At 67.7% G+C, this 21,773-nt stretch carries 18 protein-coding genes, 1 tRNA gene and 1 pseudogene; 11 read left to right on the top strand and 9 right to left on the bottom strand.

Annotated features, from left to right (window positions below; genetic code table 11):
• Positions 1-3: 3 nt before the first annotated feature.
• A complete protein-coding gene (locus V7S63_RS12060; RefSeq protein ID WP_336530389.1) occupies positions 4-3,138 on the top strand; it encodes an efflux RND transporter permease subunit in 3,135 nt (1,044 codons plus the stop codon).
• 25 nt (positions 3,139-3,163) lie between these two features.
• Here the strand turns inward: V7S63_RS12060 and V7S63_RS12055 are convergent, their stop codons facing one another.
• Positions 3,164-3,562: a hypothetical protein gene (locus V7S63_RS12055; RefSeq protein WP_336530388.1), complete on the bottom strand. Its 399-nt coding sequence runs from the start codon at positions 3,560-3,562 to the stop codon at positions 3,164-3,166.
• A 146-nt stretch (positions 3,563-3,708) separates the two neighbouring features.
• On the opposite strand from V7S63_RS12055, the gene V7S63_RS12050 reads away from it, so the two are divergent.
• The 10 genes and pseudogenes from V7S63_RS12050 to V7S63_RS12005 all read left to right on the top strand — a co-directional run bounded on the left by V7S63_RS12050 (position 3,709) and on the right by V7S63_RS12005 (position 15,560).
• Positions 3,709-3,785 (top strand) — tRNA-Arg (locus V7S63_RS12050).
• 211 nt (positions 3,786-3,996) lie between these two features.
• The gene (locus V7S63_RS12045; protein ID WP_336530387.1) at positions 3,997-5,118 is read left to right on the top strand and encodes a metallophosphoesterase family protein; all 1,122 of its coding nucleotides are present in this window, start codon (positions 3,997-3,999) and stop codon (positions 5,116-5,118) included.
• Entirely contained in the window at positions 5,118-7,748 is a 2,631-nt protein-coding gene (locus V7S63_RS12040; protein WP_336530386.1) for an AAA family ATPase, read from the top strand. Before V7S63_RS12045 ends, V7S63_RS12040 begins: the two co-directional genes overlap by 1 nt.
• Before the next feature lie 255 nt (positions 7,749-8,003).
• Positions 8,004-8,228, top strand: coding sequence for a hypothetical protein (locus V7S63_RS12035; RefSeq protein WP_100962727.1), 225 nt, complete (start codon positions 8,004-8,006; stop codon positions 8,226-8,228).
• A 160-nt stretch (positions 8,229-8,388) separates the two neighbouring features.
• Positions 8,389-9,303 (top strand): LysR family transcriptional regulator, encoded by a 915-nt coding sequence (locus tag V7S63_RS12030; protein WP_244543914.1) that lies wholly within the window; start codon positions 8,389-8,391, stop codon positions 9,301-9,303.
• A gap of 227 nt (positions 9,304-9,530) precedes the next feature.
• Positions 9,531-10,001, top strand: coding sequence for an NAD(P)H-dependent oxidoreductase subunit E (locus V7S63_RS12025; protein ID WP_336530385.1), 471 nt, complete (start codon positions 9,531-9,533; stop codon positions 9,999-10,001).
• The gene (locus tag V7S63_RS12020; RefSeq protein WP_336530384.1) at positions 9,998-11,569 is read left to right on the top strand and encodes a formate dehydrogenase beta subunit; all 1,572 of its coding nucleotides are present in this window, start codon (positions 9,998-10,000) and stop codon (positions 11,567-11,569) included. Before V7S63_RS12025 ends, V7S63_RS12020 begins: the two co-directional genes overlap by 4 nt.
• Before the next feature lie 10 nt (positions 11,570-11,579).
• A pseudogene (gene fdhF, locus V7S63_RS12015) lies at positions 11,580-14,462 on the top strand (formate dehydrogenase subunit alpha).
• Positions 14,449-15,294 carry a formate dehydrogenase accessory sulfurtransferase FdhD gene (gene fdhD / locus V7S63_RS12010; protein WP_336530383.1) on the top strand — a complete coding sequence of 282 codons (846 nt, stop codon included), beginning with the start codon at positions 14,449-14,451 and terminating at the stop codon, positions 15,292-15,294. Before fdhF ends, fdhD begins: the two are co-directional and overlap by 14 nt.
• Positions 15,291-15,560, top strand: coding sequence for a formate dehydrogenase subunit delta (locus V7S63_RS12005; RefSeq protein WP_336530382.1), 270 nt, complete (start codon positions 15,291-15,293; stop codon positions 15,558-15,560). Before fdhD ends, V7S63_RS12005 begins: the two co-directional genes overlap by 4 nt.
• Before the next feature lie 26 nt (positions 15,561-15,586).
• Here V7S63_RS12005 and V7S63_RS12000 read toward each other — a convergent pair whose 3' ends face one another.
• From V7S63_RS12000 to V7S63_RS11965, 8 genes are all read right to left on the bottom strand, one after another.
• A complete protein-coding gene (locus tag V7S63_RS12000; protein ID WP_442896457.1) occupies positions 15,587-16,360 on the bottom strand; it encodes an amino acid ABC transporter ATP-binding protein in 774 nt (257 codons plus the stop codon).
• A gap of 4 nt (positions 16,361-16,364) precedes the next feature.
• Entirely contained in the window at positions 16,365-17,009 is a 645-nt protein-coding gene (locus tag V7S63_RS11995) for an amino acid ABC transporter permease (RefSeq protein WP_336530381.1), read from the bottom strand.
• A 10-nt stretch (positions 17,010-17,019) separates the two neighbouring features.
• Entirely contained in the window at positions 17,020-17,682 is a 663-nt protein-coding gene (locus V7S63_RS11990) for an amino acid ABC transporter permease (protein ID WP_100962720.1), read from the bottom strand.
• 27 nt (positions 17,683-17,709) lie between these two features.
• Positions 17,710-18,540 carry an aldo/keto reductase gene (locus tag V7S63_RS11985; protein ID WP_336530380.1) on the bottom strand — a complete coding sequence of 277 codons (831 nt, stop codon included), beginning with the start codon at positions 18,538-18,540 and terminating at the stop codon, positions 17,710-17,712.
• Complete coding sequence (gene aroQ / locus V7S63_RS11980) at positions 18,537-18,971, bottom strand: type II 3-dehydroquinate dehydratase (protein WP_091837803.1); 435 nt, start codon at positions 18,969-18,971, stop codon at positions 18,537-18,539. Before aroQ ends, V7S63_RS11985 begins: the two co-directional genes overlap by 4 nt.
• A gap of 89 nt (positions 18,972-19,060) precedes the next feature.
• Complete coding sequence (locus tag V7S63_RS11975) at positions 19,061-19,891, bottom strand: transporter substrate-binding domain-containing protein (protein WP_091837806.1); 831 nt, start codon at positions 19,889-19,891, stop codon at positions 19,061-19,063.
• 126 nt (positions 19,892-20,017) lie between these two features.
• The gene (locus V7S63_RS11970; protein ID WP_336530379.1) at positions 20,018-20,923 is read right to left on the bottom strand and encodes an NAD-dependent epimerase/dehydratase family protein; all 906 of its coding nucleotides are present in this window, start codon (positions 20,921-20,923) and stop codon (positions 20,018-20,020) included.
• On the bottom strand, positions 20,920-21,648 hold the full coding sequence (locus V7S63_RS11965) for a hypothetical protein (protein ID WP_336530378.1): 729 nt from the start codon (positions 21,646-21,648) through the stop codon (positions 20,920-20,922). Before V7S63_RS11965 ends, V7S63_RS11970 begins: the two co-directional genes overlap by 4 nt.
• Positions 21,649-21,773: the final 125 nt, after the last annotated feature.

The following is a 21,773-nucleotide window of genomic DNA, read 5'->3' as shown; positions in this document are numbered from 1 at the left end:
CTCATGCTGAGCTCCGTCTTCGTCGACCGGCCCCGGCTGGCGATCGTCATCGCGCTCGTCACCACGATCGCGGGCCTGATCTCCCTGTTCGCGATTCCCGTCGCGCAATATCCCGACATCGTGCCGCCGCAGATCTCGGTGCGGGCGTCCTATCCCGGCGCTTCGGCCGCGGTGGTCGAGCAGACCGTCGCCCAGCCGATCGAGGCCCAGATCGTCGGCACCGACAAGATGCTCTACATGAAGAGCGTCAGCGGCAATGACGGCAGCTACTCGCTTCAGGTCTCCTTCGAGCTCGGCACCAACCCCGACATCAACAACGTCAACGTCAACAACCGCGTCCAGCTCGCTCTGTCGAAGCTGCCGCAGGAGGTCCAGCGCAGCGGCGTCGTCGTCAAGAAGCAGTCCTCGGCGCTGCTCGGCGTCATCGCCGTCTATGCGCCGAAGGGCAATTACAACACGCTCTTCGTCTCGAACTACGTCACCATCAACCTGCTCGACGCGATCAAGTCCACGGCCGGCGTCGGCGACGCATCGCTCTTCGGCGCACAGGACTACGCCATCCGCGCCTGGGTCCGCACCGACGCCCTGACCGGCCTCAACATCACCACCGGCGACATCATCGCCGCCATCCAGGGCCAGAACGCGCAGGCCGCGGTCGGTCGCATCGGCGCCCGACCGATCTCCGACGACCAGCAGCTCCAGCTCAATATCCAGACCAAGGGCCGCCTGACGTCGCCGGAGGAGTTCGGCAAGATCGTGCTGCGCACCAATGCCGACGGCTCCGTGCTGCGGCTCTCGGACGTGGCGCGCCTCGAGCTCGGCGCCGCCAATCTCGACCGCGACACCCGCCTGAACGGCGGCCCGGCCGTGCTGATCGGCGTCTACCAGGCGCCCGGCGCCAACGCCCTCACCGCCCTCGAATCGGTCAAGAAGACGATCGGCGATCTCGAGAAGTCCTTCCCGGACGGCCTGGCCTGGAAGGTCACCTACGACCCGACCGCCTTCGTCACCGCCACGATCCACGAGGTCCAGAAAACGCTGATCGAGGCCTTCGTCCTTGTCGTGCTCGTCGTCTACATCTTCCTGGGCAATCTCAGGGCGACGCTGATCCCGACCATCGCCGTGCCGGTGAGCCTGGTCGGTGCCTTCATCGTCCTCAACGCCATCGGCTATTCCGCCAACACCGTCTCGCTGCTCGCGGTGGTCCTCGCCATCGGCATCGTCGTCGACGACGCGATCGTCGTGATCGAGAATGTCGAGCGCGTGATGGAGGAGCATCCGGAGCTCTCGCCGGCCGAGGCGACCAAGCGCGCCATGGGCGAGATCGTCGCCCCGATCGTCGCGATCACGCTGGTGCTGCTTTCGGTCTTCGTGCCGGTCGCCTTCATTCCCGGCATTTCCGGCGAGCTCTTCCGCCAGTTCGCCGTCACCGTCGCGGTCGCGATGGTGCTCTCGGCGATCAACGCGCTGACCCTGTCGCCGGCGCTCTGCGCCATCCTGCTGAAGCCGCATCACGGGCCGCGGCGCGGGCCGATCGGCTACATCATGCGCGGCATCGACTGGACGCGCGACCGCTACGGCGACGGCGTGGCGCGTCTCGTGCGCATCTCGGCGATCAGCCTTGCCCTGACCGCGGCCTTCGGGGCCGGCATCTACGCCATGGGCCGGGTCACGCCGACCGGCTTCCTGCCGGAAGACGACCAGGGCGCCTTCTTCGTCGTCGCGCAATTGCCCGACGGCGCCTCGATCGGCCGCACCTCGACGCTCGCCGCCGAGGTCGAGGGCATCCTCAAGACCGAGAGGGCGATCGCCGATTATTCCACGATCATCGGCCTCAACTTCATCGACAATTACTCCCAGCCCAATGCCGGCTTCTTCGTCGTGACCCTGAAGCCGTTCGACCAGCGCACCAGCCCGGAGGATTCGGCCTCGGCCGTCATCGCCCGGCTTGCCCAGAAGTTCCGCAGCGTGCGCGACGGCAATGTCGTCCCGGTCGCGCCGCCGCCGATCATCGGCCTCGGCAGCGGCGGCGGCTTCAGCTACGTGCTGATGGACATGGGCTCCTCCGACGCCAAGGCGCTCGGCCAGGCGCTGCGCGGCCTGACGGTGGCCGCCAACCAGGACCCGCAATTGCGGCGGGTGTTCTCGACCTTCTCGGATTCGGCCCCGTCGATCTATCTCGACATCGACCGCGATAAGGTCCAGATCCTCGGCGTCGCCCTGAGCGACGTCTTCCAGGCGCTGCAGGCCTCGCTCGGCGGCTACTACGTCAACGACATGAACCTGTTCGGCCGCACCTGGCAGGTCCAGGTCCAGGCCGAGGGCACCGACCGCGCCTCGGTCAACGACATCTACCGCATCAATGTCCGCAGCAAGTCCGGCGACATGGTGCCGCTGCGCTCCTTCGTCGAGGCCAGGGTCGTGGTCGGCCCGCAGGCGCTGATCCGCTACAACAACCGCCTGGCGGTGACGCTGCAGGGCTCGCCCGCCCCGGGCGTCTCCTCCGGCCAGGCGCTGAAGGCGATGGAGGCGGTCGCGGCCAAGACCCTGTCGCCGGGCTATCGCGGCGAATGGACCGACGTCTCCTTCCAGGAGAAACGGGCCGAGGGGCAAACGGGGATCATCCTCGCCTTCGCGCTGCTCTTTGCCTATCTCTTCCTGGTCGCGCTCTACGAGAGCTGGACGATCCCCGTGCCGGTGCTGCTCTCGGTCGCGGTCGGCGTCCTCGGCGCCTTCATCGCGATCGTCGTGGCGAAGCTGACGCTCGATCTCTACGCCCAGATCGGCATCGTCGTGCTCATCGGCCTCGCCGCCAAGAACGGCATCCTGATCGTCGAGTTCGCCAAGGAGCTGCGCGAGAAGGGGCACCCGCTGCTGCACGCGGCGACCGAAGGCGCGCGCCTGCGCTTCCGCCCGGTGATGATGACCTCCTTCGCCTTCATCCTCGGCCTGCTGCCGCTGGTGATCGCGGAAGGGCCGTCGAAGCTCGCCCGGCGCGACGTCGGCACGCCCGTCTTCGGCGGCATGCTCGCGGCATCCTTCATCGGCATCTTCGTGATTCCGGCGCTCTATGTGGTCTTCCAAGGGCTGCGCGAGCGCCTGCGGCCATCGACGCGCCCGAAGGAGGAGCAGGCCTGAGGCGGATCCGCGCGCCGACGGGCGGTCACGCCGGCCCGTCGATGACGATGCAATCCTGTCCTGCGGCCGCCATCGCCTTCAGCTGCGCCAGCGCGATCGCAAGCAGCTCGGGACGGCTGTCGAAGCGGAACTGGACGAGACGCGGCAGTTGCAGCAGCCGCGCGCCTTCCTCGCTCAGCGCGAGCTCGACATGGTCGAGACGCGCCGCCAGCCGGATCACCTCGCGGCCATCGCAGGCCAGATCCTGATCGGTGCGTTCGAGGTAGAGCAGGTCTTCGACCCGCGGCGGCTGACGGCTGCCGCGCTGCCGGCCACATGCGATATGCAGGATGTCCAGCGGATCGCCCGCCGACGCGAACCCCAGAGAGAGCACGAGGAGGTCGCCGTTCTCGGTGAAGACCTCCTCGATCTCGAAGCCGTCCACTCCGTTCTCCAAATCGGCGGGCCTCCCGTGCTGTCACCTGATATGTGGGAGTCTGGTGCGGGACCGATCCTGCAGCGTGAACCGCATCATCGCAAATTCCCGCATTGCCGAAGCAGCGGGGATCGGCTATCCAGCGTCGACGGAAAGCGCCCGTAGCTCAGCTGGATAGAGCGTTGCCCTCCGAAGGCAAAGGTCACACGTTCGAATCGTGTCGGGCGCGCCATTTCGAACTCCTTCCTCAGTCACCGTCTCCTTGCTGCGCCGGCTCTCGCCCAGCCGGCCGGGTAAGAGTATAGTGCAAGTCTATGATGTTCAGCAGGCGCGGAGCGCGATCTCGCTGATGGAGCTCCCGGCTTCATCGATCGGCCCGGTCCAGAGCGAGGCGGGCAGCCGGCATCTGGTCACGGCCGGAAGCGGCAGGTAGACCACGTCGGATGGTCCGTTTCCTTCACAGCGCCGACCTGCATCTCGGCAAGCCGTTCGGTTCGATGCCGGACGAGCTGCGCGGGCGGCTGCGCGAGGCCCGCCACACCGTGCTCGACCGGCTGGCTGCCCAGGCTCGCACTGCAGCGGCGGAGACGATTCTGCTGGCCGGCGACGTGTTCGACACGGAAACGCCGAGCCCGGCCGTGCTTCGCCAGGCGCTGGCCGCCATGGCAGGGCATGACGGGCTGCGCTGGATCCTGCTGCCCGGCAATCATGATTCGCTCGCCGCGGAAGCACTCTGGGCCGGCCTGGCGACATCGCGGCCCGCCAACGTCTTCCTCGCGACCGAGCCGGCTCCTGTCCGGCTCGCCGAGGACGTCGTCCTCCTGCCGGCGCCCTGCACGACGCGCCGGCCGGGTCGCGACCTCACCGAATGGCTGGACGGGGCAGCGACCCCGCCGGGCACGATCAGGATCGGGTTCGCCCACGGCGCCGTGCAGAGCTTTTCGGAAGATGGCGGCGCCGGCGACGTCATCGCTCCCGACCGGGCGACCCGCGCCGGTCTCGACTATCTCGCCCTCGGCGATTGGCACGGCCAGATGCGGATCGGACCGCGCACCTGGTACAGCGGCGCGCCGGAGCCGGACCGGTTCAAGCACGACGCCTCGGGCCGTGCCCTGCTGGTCACGATTCCAGCGGCGGGAACCGAGCCCGTGGTCGAGCCCATCGAGACCGGATGCTTCGACTGGCGCACGCTCGTGCTCGACTGCCTGGCGGGCGACGAGCCCGGCGCGCATCTGGCAGCGCTGCTGCCGGCGGGTCCTGCGCGGCGCCAGACACTTCTTCGCATCCTCGCGACCGGCCGGACGCGACCGCCGGCCCGGGCTCGGCTGGAGGCCGATATCAAGGCGATTGAGCCCGAATTCGCCCTGCTGCAGCTGGAGGCGCAGGAGCTGGTCACGGAATGCGAGAGCGAGGATCTCGACCGGATCGACCATGCCGGCGCCTTGCGGCAGGCGGCCGACATGCTGCTCGCAGAGAGCCGGGACGACGGCCGCTCCTCCGGTGAGCGCGAGGTGGCGCGCGAGGCGCTGATGCGCCTGTTCTCCTATTGCGCGACGGCGTCCTGATGAAGCTGACCGCCCTGCGACTGCACAATGTGCGCCGCTTCGCCGGCACCGGCGTGCGCATCGAGAACATCGGCGACGGCATCAACGTTCTCTGCGCCGCCAACGAACACGGCAAGTCGACCTGCTTCGACGCTTTGCACGCGCTGTTCTTCCAGCCGCATACCGGCACGCCGGGCTCTGTCCAGGCGCTGCGGCCCTATAGCGGCGGCAACCCGCTGGTCGAGGCGGACCTCACCACTGCCGACGGCGCCTTCCGGCTGACGAAGCAGTTCTATGGCGGCCGCCGCGCCCAGGTCCGCGAGCGCGACAGCGGCCGCCTGATCGCGCAGGCGGACGAAGCCGAGCGCTTCATCTCCGCTCTGGTGAAGGGCGGCATCAGCGGGCCGGCCGGCCTGCTCTGGGTCCGCCAGGGCGTGACCGGCATCGAGCGGCGCGCCAAGGCCGAGGACGAGACGGAGAGGCGCGCACGGGAAACCGTGCTGACCTCGGTCCAGGGCGAGGTCGAGGCGCTGACCGGCGGGCGGCGCATGACCGAAGCCCTCGCCGCCTGCGAGGAAGAGCTGCTGCGGCTGGTGACCGCGACCGGCAGGCCCAAGACAGGCGGTCCCTACGCCAGCGCCATCGACGAGAGCGAGCAATTGGCGGAACAGGAGCGCCGCCTTGGCGCCGAGGTCGCCGATCTGCGCGCGGCCCTCGACCGGCGCCGCACGATCCGGGAGCGGCTCGCCGAGATCGACACGCCCGAGATGGCGCGGGAACGCCAGGCTGCGCTCGCGGAGGCCGAGGCGGAGCTGTCCGCCGCCAAGGCCCAGGCTGAATCGCTGAAGGCGGCTGAAAGCAAGGCCGCGCTGGCGCTGAACCGGCGCGTCTCTGCCGAGCAGGCCCTGAGCGGCTTTCGGCAGGCGCTCGCCCGCTTTGCCAGCCTTCGCGACGCCGAAGCCGGCGCCGCGCAGGAGCGTGACGCCGCCCGCGCCCGCCATCAGGGTGCCGCCGGCGTCGTGCGCGAGGCGGCGACTGCGGTCGAGAGCGCCGAACGCGAGGAGCGCGAGCAGCGCGACCTGCTCGCCCGCCTGGAGCGGGCCTTGCGCGCGCAGGAGGCGGCGCGCCGGCTGGCCACGGCCCGCGACAGCGAGCGCGAGGCGCAGGCGACCCGCGAGCAGATCGAGCGGATGGAGGCGACCCTCAAAAGTCTCATCCTGCCTGCCGGCAAGATCGCCGAGCTGGAAGAGATCGACGGCCAGCTCCTGCAGTTGCAGGCCAGGGCCGAGGCGCGGGCACCGCATCTGCGCATCGACTACGCCGCCGGCGCCGAAGGCAGAATCTCGATCGCGGGCGTGGTGCTGGCGCAGGCCGAGGAGCGGCCACTTGCCGGCACGACGCAGATCGAGATCCCCGCGATCGGCCTCCTGACCGTGACGGCGCCGCAAGCCGAGGAAGTTGACCGCAGCCTCGCCCGCGCGAAGGCCAAGCGGAAAACACTGCTCGATGAGCTTCAGCTCGACAGTCTCGCCGCAGCGCGTCAGCGCGAGGTGCAGGCGCGCGACCTCAAGGCCGATCTCGACCTGGCGCGCCGGCGCCTCCAGCTGTTCGCGCCCGGCGGGCTCGCAGCCTTGCAGGAACAGATCGCGCGCCTGGAGGCCGAAGCGGCCAGCGCGGACGAAGTGCCCGCTGATCTGGACGCGGCACGCCGGCAGCTTGGGACCGTCGAAGCGCGCGTCGGCGCCATGCGCGAGGCGGCCCGAGCCGCGCAGGCCCGGACCGAGACCTCGGCCTCCGCTCTGGTCGAGGCGGAACGCCATGCCGCCGGATTGTCCTCCGCCCGTGCCGCGCTCGCCGAGAGCCTGGGTCCGGAGACGCAATGGCGCGGGCGCGAGGAGCGCCTTGCCGCGGAGCATGCCGAGACGGACCTCGCCTGGCAGGCAACGCAGCGGCAGGTCGAGGAGCTCGCGGCGCGCAGGATCGACCTTGCGGCAGCAGAAGCCCGCCAGCTGCGCCTGCGCACGGTCATGGACGCGGCGCGCGAGGAGATCACCCGCCTGCGCGAGGAGGCGGCGGGCCTCGATGGCCGCATCCAGACCCGCACTGAGACCGCGATCGAGGAGGCCTGGCAGGAAACCCGCGACAGGCTCGCGCAGGCGCAGCGGCGCACTGCCGTGCTCGCCCGCGAGGTCGCTATCCTGACCCGGCTGCGCGGTGCGCTCGAAGCCGCGCGCTCGCAGGCGCGCGACCATTATTTCGCGCCGGTGCTGCAGGAGCTGCGCCCGCTCCTCGGCCTGCTGTTCGACGATGCCAGCGTCACCTTCGACGAGGACACGCTGCTGCCCCGCTCGGTGCTGCGCAACGGCCTCGACGAGCAGGTCGGCGTCCTCAGCGGCGGCATGCGCGAACAGCTCGCAATCCTGACGCGGCTGGCCTTCGCCCGGCTGCTCGCCAAGGGCGGCCAGCCGACGCCCGTCATCCTCGACGACGCGCTGGTCTATTCCGACGACGATCGCATCGAGAAGATGTTCGACGCGCTGCATCGCCAGGCCAGTGCCCAGCAGGTCATCGTCTTCTCCTGTCGCCAGCGCGCCTTTGCCCGGCTGGGTGGCAGCGTCCTGCGTATGGAGCCGTGGCAGCCCGAGCATTGATCTCGGGCGACGAGCCGCGTCAGAACCGCAGCTCGCCCCCCTCTTCAAGGGTATGGCCACGCGAGCGGCGCCGATGGCGGCGGAGTAGGTCAGGCCGAGGGCGGTGGCCTGCGAGATGCGCCTGCCAAGCATGGCCCGAAGCCAACTTTGAGAGCGTAACGGGAATGTGAGCCCTTACGTGTCGCAGGGCCGTTGGAAACCGCCGGACGGTGACTAGCTCATCCCACGGGCGACTCGATCACACAGGAGATTGCCATGCTTTCGCGCAAGATTGTCGCCCTCGCGGCGGCGCTTCTGCTTTCGGGAGCAAGCTCCATGGCCTATGCCACCGAGCTCGGGGCCGAGAGCATCGTGCACGAGCAGGCCCAGAACCAGCGAGCTCTTGCCGAGCAGGCGCAGTACCTCGCCTATCACGAGCACTTCAAGGACGTGGAAAGCCAGCCGGGCCGCGGTGCCGGCGTCTTGCCGCATCACAACTGAGCGCCGGGGCATGCACTGGAAAGGGGCCGCAACAGCGGCCCCTTTTCGTCGTGCCTATCGGAAATCCCGGAAATCTGGGAAGACTGCGCGCAGCGCGCCACATGGAGCGAGAGTCGAGCCGGAGCCGGCGCCTGTCCACGGAAACGCCTGAGATGCGGCCATGATCATCCGCCAGCTCGTCTATCTCGACGCGCTCGCGCGTGAAAAACACTTCCGCAAGGCGGCCGAGGCCTGCCATGTCTCGCAACCGACGCTCTCGGCCGCGATCGTCCAGCTCGAGGAAGAGCTCGGCGTGCTGATCGTCGAACGCGGCCGGCGCTTCCAAGGGCTGACCAAGGAGGGCGAGGCGGTGCTCGCCCATGCCCGGCGCATCCTCGCCGAGGCCGACATGATGAAGGAGTCGATCGCGGAGCTGCGCGAGGGCATCAGCGGCCGCATCCGGCTCGGCGCGATCCCGACCGCCCTGCCCATGATCGCGCACATCACCGCGCCGTTCTCCTCGCGCTATCCCGAGGTGTCGCTCACGGTGCTGTCGCTGACCTCGGCCGAGATCCAGCAGCGCATCGACGATTTCGAGCTCGATGTCGGCCTGACCTATCTCGACAACGAACCGCTCGACCGGGTGATCTCCAAGCCGATCTATCTGGAATCCTACGTGCTGCTGACGCGCGAGGACGGCGAATTCGGCCAACGTGACACCATCACCTGGGCGGAAGCCGCCGAACTCAAGCTCTGCCTGCTCACCACCGACATGCAGAACCGGCGCATCATCGACGGCATCTTCCGCTCGGTCGGGGCGGCGCCGCGGCCGGCGATCGAGACCAATTCGATCTTCAACCTCTGCTCCCATGCCGGCATCCAGGGCGTTTCCAGCATCGTCTCGATCCAGCTGCTCGAATTCTTCGGCGTGCCGATCGGCACCAAGGCGCTGCCTTTGGTCGAGCCCGCCGCGCAGCGCACGATCGGCCTCATCGTCGCCGACCGGCAGCCTTTCGCACCGCTGGCGCGCAACCTGCTGATGATGACGCGCCCGGTCGCCGAGGCCGCGCTCCCGAGGCGGCCGATCGTACGATAGCCCTGCCCTATCGCAGCGCAGCGCAGGCTTTTTGCGCATCGCAAGGACACGCGATAATCGATGCTTATCGGCCAGATCGCGCTATGTTCATCCGATCCCATCCACGCGCCCGTCATTTTTGATAGGTTATATCTATCGTACGGTTGGAACAAACGATTTGAACCTGTTCCAAGCTTCAGGTCCACTTCCTCCAATCGAGAGCCGAACGGGCTGAAGATGGAGGAGACATGGCGGCACACCCGGCCTGGGACGAAGATGGCGCTCGCCTGATCATCGCAGGGCTTTCGCATCTCGAAGGAGCGGCCTTGCCGATCCTGCATGCGCTGCAGGACGAGTTCGGCTATGTCGATCCCAAGGCCGTGCCGCTGATCGCCGACGCGCTGAACCTGTCGCGAGCCGATGTGCACGGCACCATCTCCTTCTATCACGACTTCCGTACCGCCCCGCCGCCGCACCGGATCGTCAAGCTCTGCCGGGCCGAAGCGTGCCAGGCGCTCGGCTGCGAAACGCTGGTACAGGACCTGGCGCGCGACCACGGCATCGTCGTCGATGCTCACGCCGGCAGCCAGGACGCGGTGGTCGAGACCGTCTATTGCCTCGGCAACTGCGCGCTCGGCCCCTCCGCCCTGGTCGAGGGCGAGCTGATCGGCCGGGTCGATGCCAACAGCGTCGCGGCGCTCTGTGGAGCCCGGCAATGAGCGAGGCGATTCGCATCTTCGTGCCCGTCGACGCTGCCGCCCTCTCGGTCGGTGCGGAAGGCGTGGCGCAGGCTATCGCGAAGGAGGCTGAGGCGCGCGGCATCGCCATCGAGCTCATCCGCAACGGCTCGCGCGGCATGCTCTGGCTTGAGCCAATGGTCGAGGTCGAGACCTCAGAGGGGCGGATCGCTTATGGCCCGGTCGCGGCCAGAGACGTCATCGGCCTGTTCGAGGCCGGCTTCCAGACCGGCAGCGCGCACGCCTTGCGCCTCGGCCAGGCGGAGGAGCTCGACTGGCTGAAGCGCCAGCAGCGCCTGACCTTCGCCCGGGTCGGTGTCACCGACCCGCTCTCGCTCGCCGATTATCGCGCCCATGATGGGCTGAAGGGCCTGGAGAAGGCGCTCTCGCTTACCGGCGCCGCGATCGTCGAGGAAGTCCGGGAGTCCGGCCTGCGCGGTCGCGGCGGCGCCGGCTTCCCGACCGGGATCAAGTGGAAGACCGTCCACGACGCCAGGGCGGAGCAGAAATACATCGTCTGCAATGCCGACGAAGGCGACAGTGGTACCTTCGCCGACCGGATGCTGATGGAAGGCGATCCCTTCCTGCTGATCGAGGGCATGGCGATCGCCGCGATCGCGGTCGGTGCGACCAGGGGCTACATCTATCTGCGCTCGGAATATCCGCACGCCCACAAGGTGCTGCAGCGGGCGATCCTGAGGGCGCGCAATGCCGGCCTGCTCGGCCCGTCCGTCCTCGGCTCCGGCAGGGGCTTCGAACTCGAGGTCAGACTGGGCGCCGGCGCCTATATCTGCGGCGAGGAGACCTCGCTGCTGGAGAGCCTGGAAGGCAAGCGCGCCATCGTCCGGGCCAAGCCGCCGATCCCGGCGCTGCAGGGCCTGTTCGGCCAGCCGACCATCGTCAACAACGTGCTCTCCTTCGCCGCCGTGCCCTGGATCCTGACCCACGGCGCCAAGGCCTACGCCGATTACGGCATGGGCCGCTCGCGCGGCACGCTGCCGGTGCAGCTCGGCGGCAACGTCAGGCGCGGCGGACTGATCGAGCTCGCCTTCGGCATCCCGCTGCGCGAGATCATCGAGGATATAGGCGGCGGCACGCTGTCGGGCCGACCGATCCGCGCCGTGCAGGTCGGCGGCCCGCTCGGCGCGTACCTGACCGAGAAGCAGCTCGACACCCCGATGGACTATGAGGCGCTCGCCGGCATCAAGGCGATGCTCGGCCATGGCGGCATCGTCGTCTTCGACGACAGCGTCGACATGGCCAAGCAAGCCCGTTTCGCCTTCGAGTTCTGCGCGAAGGAAAGCTGCGGCAAGTGCACGCCCTGCCGCATCGGCGCGACGCGCGGCGTCGAACTTGTCGACAGGATCGTCGCCGGAACCGAGCGGCCGAAGAACCTCGCCGTGCTGCGCGATCTCAACAAGCTGATGACCGACGCCTCGCTCTGCGCCATGGGCGGCCTCACCCCCATGCCCGTGATGAGCGCGCTCAACCATTTCTTCGAGGATTTCGACCGCCCGCCGGCTCCGAAGCTGCCGCTGGCGGCCGAGTAAGGAGACAGCGATGAGCCTGATCAAGGAGATCGATTTCGGAACGCCGATCCGGGTCGCGGAGACGACGGTGACGCTGACGATCGACGGGCAGAGCATCACGGTCCCGGCCGGCACCTCGGTGATGGCGGCGGCGATGAGCCTGGGCACCAAGATCCCCAAGCTCTGCGCCACGGATTCGCTCGAACCCTTCGGCTCCTGCCGACTCTGCCTGGTCGAGATCGAGGGGCGGCGCGGCACACCCTCGTCATGCACGACTCCCGCAGAAGACGGCATGAAGGTCCGGACCCAGTCGGAAAACCTGTCCGCCCTGCGCAAGGGGGTGATGGAGCTCTACATCTCCGACCATCCGCTCGACTGCCTGACCTGCTCGGCCAATGGCGATTGCGAACTGCAGGACATGGCCGGCGCGGTCGGCCTGCGCGAGGTCCGCTACGGCTATGACGGCGAAAACCACGTCAAGCCGGCGACCTCCGAAGGCTACGCCAACGAGAACTGGCTGCCCAAGGACACCTCCAACCCCTATTTCACCTATGATCCCAGCAAGTGCATCGTCTGCAATCGCTGCGTGCGCGCTTGCGCCGAGGTGCAGGGCACCTTCGCCCTGACCATCACCGGCCGCGGCTTCGACTCGCGCGTCGCCGCGGGCCCGACCGATTTCCTCGGCTCCGAATGCGTCTCCTGCGGCGCCTGCGTGCAGGCCTGCCCGACTGCGACGCTGATGGAGAACAAGGTGATCGAGCTCGGCCAGCCCGAGCATTCGAAGATCACGACCTGTGCCTATTGCGGCGTCGGCTGCTCGTTCAAGGCCGAGATGCAGGGCGACCGCGTCGTACGCATGGTGCCCTACAAGGGCGGCCAGGCGAATGAAGGCCATAGCTGCGTCAAGGGCCGCTTCGCCTGGGGCTATGCGACGCACAAGGACCGCATCACCAGGCCGATGATTCGCGAGGCGATCACCGATCCCTGGCGCGAGGTCTCATGGGAGGAGGCAATCAATTACGCCGCCTCGGAGCTCAAGCGCATCCAGACCAAGTACGGCCGCGAGTCGGTCGGCGCCATCACCTCCTCGCGCTGCACCAATGAAGAGGTCTTCCTCGTCCAGAAGCTGGTGCGCGCCGCCTTGCGCAACAACAATGTCGATACCTGCGCCCGCGTCTGCCATTCGCCGACCGGCTATGGCCTGAAGACCACGCTCGGCACCTCGGCCGGCACGCAGGATTTCAAATCGGTCGCCAAGTCCGACGTCATCATCGTCATCGGCGCCAACCCGACCGACGGCCACCCGGTCTTCGCCTCGCGCATGAAGAAGCGCCTGCGTCAGGGCGCCAGGCTGATCGTCGCCGACCCGCGCCGCATCGACCTCGTCAAGTCGCCGCACGTCAAGGCCGACCATCACCTGCAACTGAAGCCCGGCACCAATGTCGCGCTGCTCAACGCGATGTCCCATGTCGTGGTCACCGAAGGGCTGATCGCCGAGACATACGTCCGCGAGCGCTGCGACCTCGCCGATTTCGAGCTCTGGGCCCGTTTCGTCGCCGACGAGCGCAATTCGCCCGAGGCCACGGAGGAGTTCACCGGCGTGCCGGCGGCCGATGTCCGCGCCGCGGCGCGGCTCTACGCCACCGGCGGCAACGGCGCGATCTATTATGGCCTCGGAGTCACCGAGCACAGCCAGGGCTCGACCACGGTGATGGCGATGGCGAACCTTGCCATGGCGACCGGAAACATCGGCCGAGACGGCGTCGGCATCAATCCGCTGCGCGGGCAGAACAATGTCCAGGGCGCCTGCGACATGGGTTCCTTCCCGCACGAGTTCACCGGCTATCGCCACGTCGCCGACGATGCGACCCGGCAGGTCTTCGAGATGATGTGGGGGGTGCCGCTCGACGCCGAGCAGGGGCTGCGCATTCCCAACATGTTGGACGAGGCCGTCGGCGGCAGCTTCAAGGGGCTCTACGTCCAGGGCGAGGACATCGCCCAGTCCGACCCGAACACCCAGCACGTCACCGCGGGTCTCGCCGCAATGGAATGCGTCGTCGTCCAGGATCTGTTCCTGAACGAGACGGCGAAATACGCCCATGTCTTCCTGCCGGGCTCCTCCTTCCTGGAGAAGGACGGCACCTTCACCAATGCCGAGCGCCGCATCAACCGCGTCCGCCAGGTGATGGCGCCGCTGTCGGGCAAATCGGAATGGCAGGTGACGATCGATCTCTCGCGGGCGCTCGGCTAAGAGATGGCCTATGGCCACCCCAGCGAGATCATGGACGAGATCGCCAGGCTGACGCCGAGCTTCGCGGGGGTGAGCTACGACAAGCTCGAGAAGCTCGGCTCGGTGCAGTGGCCCTGCAACGACAAGGCCCCGGCCGGCACGCCCCTGATGCATGTCGACCGCTTCGTGCGCGGCAAGGGCAAGTTCATGATCACGGAGTACGTGCCGACGCAGGAGCGCACCGGCCCGCGCTATCCGCTGATCCTGACCACCGGGCGCATCCTCTCGCAATACAATGTCGGCGCGCAGACCAGGCGGACGCAGAACCAGGCCTGGCACGACGAGGACATGCTGGAGATCCACCCCTTCGACGCCGAGAGCCGCGGCATCAAGGACGGCGATCTCGTCGCGCTCGCCAGTCGCTCCGGCGACATCTCGCTGCGCGCCGAGATCACCGAGCGGGTGCAGCCGGGCGTGGTCTACACCACCTTCCACCACGCCGCGACCGGCGCCAACGTCATCACCACCGACTATTCCGACTGGGCGACGAACTGCCCGGAATACAAGGTCACGGCGGTCGAGGTCCGCAGGACGAACTATTACTCCGAATGGCAGGAGCGCAATCGCGAACAGGATGTCTCGCTGCGCCTGATTGCGGGGCGCTTGCCCGATGCCGCGGAATAGCCCGCCCGCCCAGCCGCCGGCCAGCCACGCGGTCCAGGTCCAGACCGTGCGTTTCGGCCCGGACGATCAAGTGGCTGCAGCGAGCGCGGAAGTCGCGGTCGAAGCGCCCGTCAACATCGTCTACGGCACCATGCCCTATGCGGTGATGATGGCGACGCCGTCCGACCTGGAGGATTTCGTCGCAGGCTTCAGCCTGACCGAGGGCATCGTTCGCAGTGTCGACGAGATCAGAGGGATTACTGTCGCCCCGCAGCAGAACGGCATCGTCGTCAGCCTCGAGCTGGCGCCCGGCCGCTTCCGCGAACACCTCGCCCGCCGCCGCAACCTCTCGGGCCGGACCTCCTGCGGCCTCTGCGGCGTCGAGGCGCTCGCCGACCTGCCGACGGCGGAAGCGCGCGCGGCGACGGCTATACCGATCGCGCCTGCGGCGATCGGCGCGGCGCTCGGCGCGCTCGAACGCCAGCAACCGCTGCACCGCCTGACCCGCTCGGTCCATGCCGCCGCCTGGTGCGACCGCGATGGCGCGATCCTGGCGGTGCGCGAGGATGTCGGCCGGCACAACGCCCTGGACAAGCTGATCGGCGCCCGCCTGCGCGCCGGCCACGATGCCAGCGACGGCTTCGTGCTGGTCACCAGCCGCGCCTCCTTCGAGATGGTCGAGAAGGCAGCGATCTTCGGGGCCGGCGCGCTGGTCTCGATCTCGGCACCGACCTCGCTGGCGATCGAGCGGGCGAATGCGCTCGGCCTGACCCTGGTCTGCATCGCCCGGGCCGATTCCGCGACCGTCTTCGCCGGGCGCCTCGCCGAGAGCGTGGAGAGCGTCGCGAGATGATCGAGATGAAGAGCAACGAGGCGATAACCCAAGATCACGCCAGCGAGCATTTGGCCAAGCTCGCCTTCATGGCGAACCAGATCGGCGATTTCTTCAAGTCGTATCCCGAGGCCGAGGCCATCGCTTCGATCGCCGACCACATCAACCAGTTCTGGACGAAGCGCATGCGCGAGGAGTTCCGCACCGGCTTCGAAAAGGACGCATCAGCACTGTCGCCACTGGTGCGGCAGGCGCGGGACAAGGTCAGGCCAGCGCCGGCAGCCTGAGCCTTCCGCTCACGCCACAGGCCACTTCAGTGACGCAGGATCTCGCCGAGGAAGGCACGGGTGCGGGCATGCGCCGGGGCCCGGAAAAAGCTCTCGGGATCGTTCTCCTCGACGATGGCGCCGTCGGCCATGAAGATCACGCGGTCCGCCACCTGCCGGGCGAAGCCCATTTCATGGGTCACGCAGATCATGGTCATGCCGTCGCGGGCGAGCAAGACCATGGTGTCGAGGACCTCCTTGACCATCTCCGGGTCGAGCGCCGAGGTCGGCTCGTCGAACAGCATCGCCTTCGGTTCCATGCACAGCGCCCGCGCGATCGCAACGCGCTGCTGCTGGCCGCCTGAGAGCTGCGCCGGGTATTTCGCCGCCTGGTCGCCGATCCGGACCCGCTCCAGATACTTCCGAGCCGTCGCCTCCGCTTCGGCGCGAGAAAGACCGCGCACCCGCATCGGCGCCAGGATGCAGTTCTCCAGTACGGTCTTGTGCGGGAACAGGTTGAACTGCTGGAAGACCATGCCGACCTCGCGGCGCACCGCGTCGACCGCCTTCTGGCTGTCGCTGAGCCGGTGGCCGGCGACGGTGATCTCGCCGCTTTTGATCGATTCCAGGTGATTGATGCAGCGGATCAGAGTCGACTTGCCCGAGCCCGAAGGGCCGCAGAGCACGATCTTCTCGCCCTTGGCCACGGTGAGATTGACGTCCTTGAGGGCATGGAAGGGGCCATAGAACTTCTCGACATGCCGCATCTCGATCATCGGAGCGGTGGCATTTTTGGCGCTGTTGGGCTCGGTCACGGTCATCCCCTCATTTCGCCGTCGCGGCCGCCATCTTCTGCTCGAGCCGGCGCCCCCAGAGCGAGAGCGGCCAGCACAGCGCGAAATACATCGCCCCGACCACGCCGAAGACGAGCAAAGGCCTGTAGATCTGGTTGGACACGATCGTGCCGGCCCGGGTCAGCTCGATGAAGCCGACGATCGCGGCGAGCGAAGTCCCCTTGAGCAGCTGCACGAGGAAGCCGACGGTCGCCGGCAGGGACAATTTGAAGGCCTGCGGCATGATCACGTCGACCATGCGGCTGCGGGCGGGCAGGCCGAGCGCATCGGCGGCCTCGCTCTGGCCGCGCGGCACCGCCTGGATCGCGCCGCGCCAGATCTCGCCGAGGAAGGCCGAGGCATGCGCCGTCAGCGCCACCGAGACGGCGGCCCAGGCCGGGACGTCGAAACCAAGCAGGGGCAGCCCGAAATAGGCGACGAACAACTGCATCAGCAGCGGCGTGCCCTGGAACAGGCCGATCCAGCCGATCGCCGGAATCCGCAGCCAGGGCGATGCCGAGACCCGCATCAGCGCGACGATGACGCCGAAGACGATGCCGCCGGCAAAGCCGATTGCGGCCAGCAGCAGGGTCCAGAGCAGGCCCTGCAGGAGATAGGTGAGTTCGAGGATGCCCATTCCGCCCTCCTCAACGCAACGGATAGCTGAAGGCGCGCCGGCCGATCGCCGCGAGCAGCCACATCGTCACCAGCGAGATCACCAGATAGATGCCGGTCAGGGTGAAATAGACCTCGAAGCTGCGGAAGGTTTCCGCCTCGATGCGCTGGCCGACCGAGGTCAGTTCATAGGCCGAGATCGAGGTGCAGATCGCCGTAGTCAGCGTCAGCAGGATGAACTGGCTCGACAGTGACGGGTAGATCGCCCGCAGCGCCGGTTTCAGCACGATCAGCCGAAAGACCTCGTGCTTGTGCAGGCCGAGCGCCAGACCCGCCTCGGTCTGCCCCTTGGGCACGCTCTCGACGCCGCCGCGGATGATCTCGATCGCATAGGCGCCGCCATTGACCCCGAGCGCCAGGATCGCCGTCAACGTCGGGTTGAGGCGGATGCCGGCGAGCGGCAGGGCGAAGAACAGGAAGAAGATCTGCACCAGGAACGGCGTGTTGCGCACGATCTCGATGAAGGCGTTGACCAGCAGCGAGGGCAGCCGAAGTTGCATCCTCAGGATGACCACGCCGAGAACGCCGATGATCATCGCGAGCGCCATGCCTGAGAAGGCCAGGAACAGCGTTCCGACTGTGCCCAGGAGCAGCGACTGCCAGGCGCCGGTCACGACGCTGAAATCGAGTGTCATCGGTCCTCCCCAATCCCCTGTTCTTGCTTAGTCGTCCCAGGCCGGTTCCCAGTCGAAGCGCGAATAGCGCTGGCCACTGGCGAGCCCGTGGATCGCCGCCATGTCGTCCGGCGACAGTTCGAAGTCGAAGATGTCGAGATTGGCGCGCATATTCTCCGGCCGGGCCGAGCGCGGGATCGCGCCGACCCCGTCCTGCTGGACGAGCCAGCGCAGTGTGACCTGCCCGGCGCTCTTGCCGTATTTGCGCCCGAGCACCTTGAGCACGTCGTTGCCGAAGACCTTGCCGCGCGCGATCGGCTGGTAGGCGTTGAGCAGCATGCCGGCCCGCCGCATCCTGGCGAGCAGGGTCTGCTGCGACAGGAAGGGGTGATATTCGACCTGGTTGCAGAAGAGATCCGCCTTGTGCACATCCAGCGCCTCGTCGAGCAGCGCGACCGTGAAATTGCTGACGCCGATCAGCCGGGTCCGCCCCTTGCTCTTTTCCTCGGCGAAAGCCGCCAGCGTCTCGCCGAGGGGCACATCCTTTGCCGGCCAATGGATCAGCAGGAGATCGACCTGGTCGAGCCCGAGCCGCTCCAGGCTCTCGTCGACGCGGCGGTGGACCGTGTCGGGCTGGAGGTCGTTGAACCAGATCTTGGTGGTGACGAAGAGCTCGCCCCGCGCCACGCCCGAGCCCCGGATCGCGCGGCCGACTTCGACCTCGTTGCCATAGCGGATCGCGGTGTCGATCTGGCGGTAGCCGAGGTCGATCGCGGTCCGGATCGCATCTTCGCCCGCCGGACCGGTCAGTTCGAAGGTGCCGAGCCCCAGCGCCGGGATGGCCTCGCCCTGGATGGTCTTGATCGTCGAGCCCGTCATCGCGTCATCTCCGCCATGGCCCGCAAGGCGAGCCGGTAGCCATAGGCACCGAGGCCGGCGATGACGGCGGTTGCCGTCTTCGAAACCAGCGAATGGTGATAGATCGCCTCGCGCTGGTGGATATTCGAGATGTGCAGCTCGATCTTCGGCCGCTCGAACATCTTGAGCGCGTCCAGGATCGCGATCGAGGTGAAGCTGTAGCCGGCCGGATTGATGATGATCCCTGCCGCCTTGATCCTGGCCGCGTGGATGGCCTCGATGATCTCACCCTCGAAATTCGACTGGCGGAACTCGACGGCAAGGCCGAGCTCGGCCGCGTCGGCCTCGCACCAGCCGCGGATCTCGTCCAGCGTCGTATGCCCGTAGATCTCGGGCTCGCGCTGCCCCAGCAGATTGAGGTTCGGCCCGTTCAGGATGAAGATCGTCCGCATTCCCGTCCTCCGCGACAGCGGTGATGCCGGCGCGGCGGCGAGAACCGCCGCGCCCATGCCTGTCCTGGCGTATAGGAGCTGAGCCGCCCTTACTTGGCGACGGTGAAGGGCACGCCCTCGACCGCGGCCGGGAAGGTCGGCAGCGGCTGCGCCAGCCATTTCTGGCTGATCTTCTCGAGCCGGCCGTCGGCCGTGGCCTTGTCGATGAACGCGTTCAGCCAGGCGTTGATCTCGGCATCGCCGAGCTTGGTGGTGACGCCCTGCCACTGTTCGTTGAAGACGAGTTTCTGCTCGAAGTCGTTGCCGGGCGCGGCCTTGTCGAGATTGATCTTGTAGGTGGTGTTGCCGCCGATCGCGTCGACCTGGCCTGAGACGAGCGCCTGCATGGTCGAGCTGTCGTCGTCGAAGCGGCGGATGTTCGGGACGTCGCCGAGCAGCGTGGTGATCGCCTTGTCCTGGGCGGCGCCCCGCGGCACGCCGATGCGCAGGTTGCGGGCGTCCTCGATCTTCTCGATCTTGTTCTTCTTGCTGGAGAGCAGGATGATCTTCAGGCCGGAATAGGGCTTGGAGAACTGCACCGCCTTGGCCCGGTCGGGATACATCCCCATCACCGCCATCTGCAGGTCGACCTTGTTGGTCAGGAGGTTCGGGATACGGGCAGCGACAGCGTTCGGCACGAACTCGACCTTGACGCCGAGCTCCTCGCCGATCAGCCGGCCGACATCGACGTCATAGCCGATGTTCTGGCCGCTCGCGTCGATCGAGCCCCAGGGCGCCTGCTCGCCCATGACGCCGATGCGGATGACGCCGGCCTTCTTGATCTTCTCGAGCGTCTGCGCGTCCGCCTGGGATGCGGCGCCGATGAGGCCGAGACCCGCGACCATCGCGAGCGCGGCACGGCGCGAAAACTTGCCCAACATGATTTTCCTCCTCCGGTTTGTCGTGTCGTCACCAGTTCCTGCAGTCGCGCTGGTCTTGTGGTGGCCTAGCTCCGTTTTCGCGACGGCAATCTCTTTGATCGGCTTGCGTTTCTCTCCTCCGCCCGCTCAAGCAGCCGGCACGAGCGCGCGGTAATGCGCCAGCGTCCGGGTGATGCCCTCGCGCAGCGATGTCCGCGGGATCGCCCCCAGGACCGCCTCGAACGGGGTCGGCGCGATCTTCGCCGCCATCGGCACCGGCGGCCCGTCGAAGCCGATCCGTGCCCCCGGCACGTCCGCCTCGATGGCCGCGATGACATCGGCGACGTCGGCTGTACCGCCGGTCAGCGAGAAGGCGTGTGCGCCGGTGATCGGCTTCGTCGCGGCCGCCGCGAAGGCCGCGGCGACATCGTCGACGAAGATCAGGTCCTGCGCTCCGGAATAGTCGATGGTGAAGGGCTGCCCGGCCGCAGCGGCACGGCAGGCGAGCGTCGGCCCGGCGGTCAGCCCGATCTCCCGGCCCGGCCCGTAGACGATGGTCGGGCGCAGGCCGACGCTGGCGATGCCGTCGTCATGCCAATAGGCGCGGGCACAGCCTTCGGTCGCGAGCTTGAAGGCGCCGTAATGGGTGATCGGCTCCGGCCTTGCGCCGTCATCCGGCCCAAAGACGGCGCCGCTGCTGGCATAGGCGACCTGCGTGATGCCGTTCGCCTTGGCCGCCGCGAAGACGTTGAGCGTTCCGATCAGGTTGACCTGCGCGCCGAAGACCGGATCGGCCTTGCAGGCCGGCGTCAGCAGGGCTGCGAGATGGATGATGGCGGAGCAGTCGCGCGCCGCTCGGACCAGGGCCGCAGCTTCGGTGATGTCGCCCTGGACCCATTCGGCCTGCTCGGCCAGCTCGCCGGCGATCTCGCGCAGCACCCGCCGTTCGGTCGAGCGATCGAATATCCTGACGGCATGGCCGCCCTCGGCGAGGCGCTTCAGGATCCAGGCGCCGAGGAAGCCGCCGCCACCGGTGACGAGGATGCGTGTCATGCCCGCACCTGCCGGTTCGCGTCTTGCAAAGCCTGACCCTGCATGTCCTCGCTGGTCAGGCTGAAGGCGGTCTCATAGAGGTCCACCGCCGGCGCGGTCAGCATACCGGTCGCGATGGCGAGGCGCTCGATCTCCGGCACTGCCGCTTCGAGGCCGGCGCGCTGCGAGCCCTCGACCAGGATCACCGCGTCAAACGCCTTCTCCGCCATCGCGCTGCGCAATTCGGTCTCTCGGGTGCGCACGCCCGAAACCTCGGAGCGGGCGATGCCGAGATGGACGCAGGACACCCCGGGCAGCGCCAGGATCGCATCGACGAGCGCCTGCGCCTCCTGTCTCAACGCAGCCTCGGCGCCGGGATGCGCGAAATCGAAGCGGATGGTAGCCATGCTGCCGCCATCGCCATTGCCGGCGCTTGCGACCCGCTCACAGGCGACCCGCAGGAAATTCTGGAAGCTGGGCGCCACCGCCGCCGTCCACGGCGTCGGATTGTTCAGCCGGGCGAGATAGCCGGGCGAGCGGAAGACCTCGAGATCATCGCCCGCATAGATCGTGCCGAAGACATAGCGGGCGGCGTCCGGCGCGTGCAGGCGCTTGCCGGTCCGAAAGCCCGGTACGGAAAGGCGCTCCGGCATGTGCTCCCGGGTGTGCCACTCGATGTATTCGCCGTGCTGGCCGTCGGCAATGTCGTGCCAGATCGCCAGGAAGGCTGAACCTTTCAGTCCCATCTCGTCCGTCTCTCGAGCCTCCCGCCATCAGCCGGCCTGTACCGGCGGCTTGACAACGGGATCGTTTCCTCAACAACTAGCCTACTAGAATGTTAGTATGTTGGATGAGTCAAGTGGGTAATCCT

The sequence above is a fragment of the Allobosea sp. CCNWLY174 genome, assembly GCF_037120455.1.
In the GTDB taxonomy this organism is placed as follows: domain Bacteria; phylum Pseudomonadota; class Alphaproteobacteria; order Rhizobiales; family Beijerinckiaceae; genus Allobosea; species Allobosea lupini.
The sequence above is the reverse complement of the archived record's forward strand: the minus strand, read 5'-3'. Positions and strand labels throughout refer to the sequence as shown.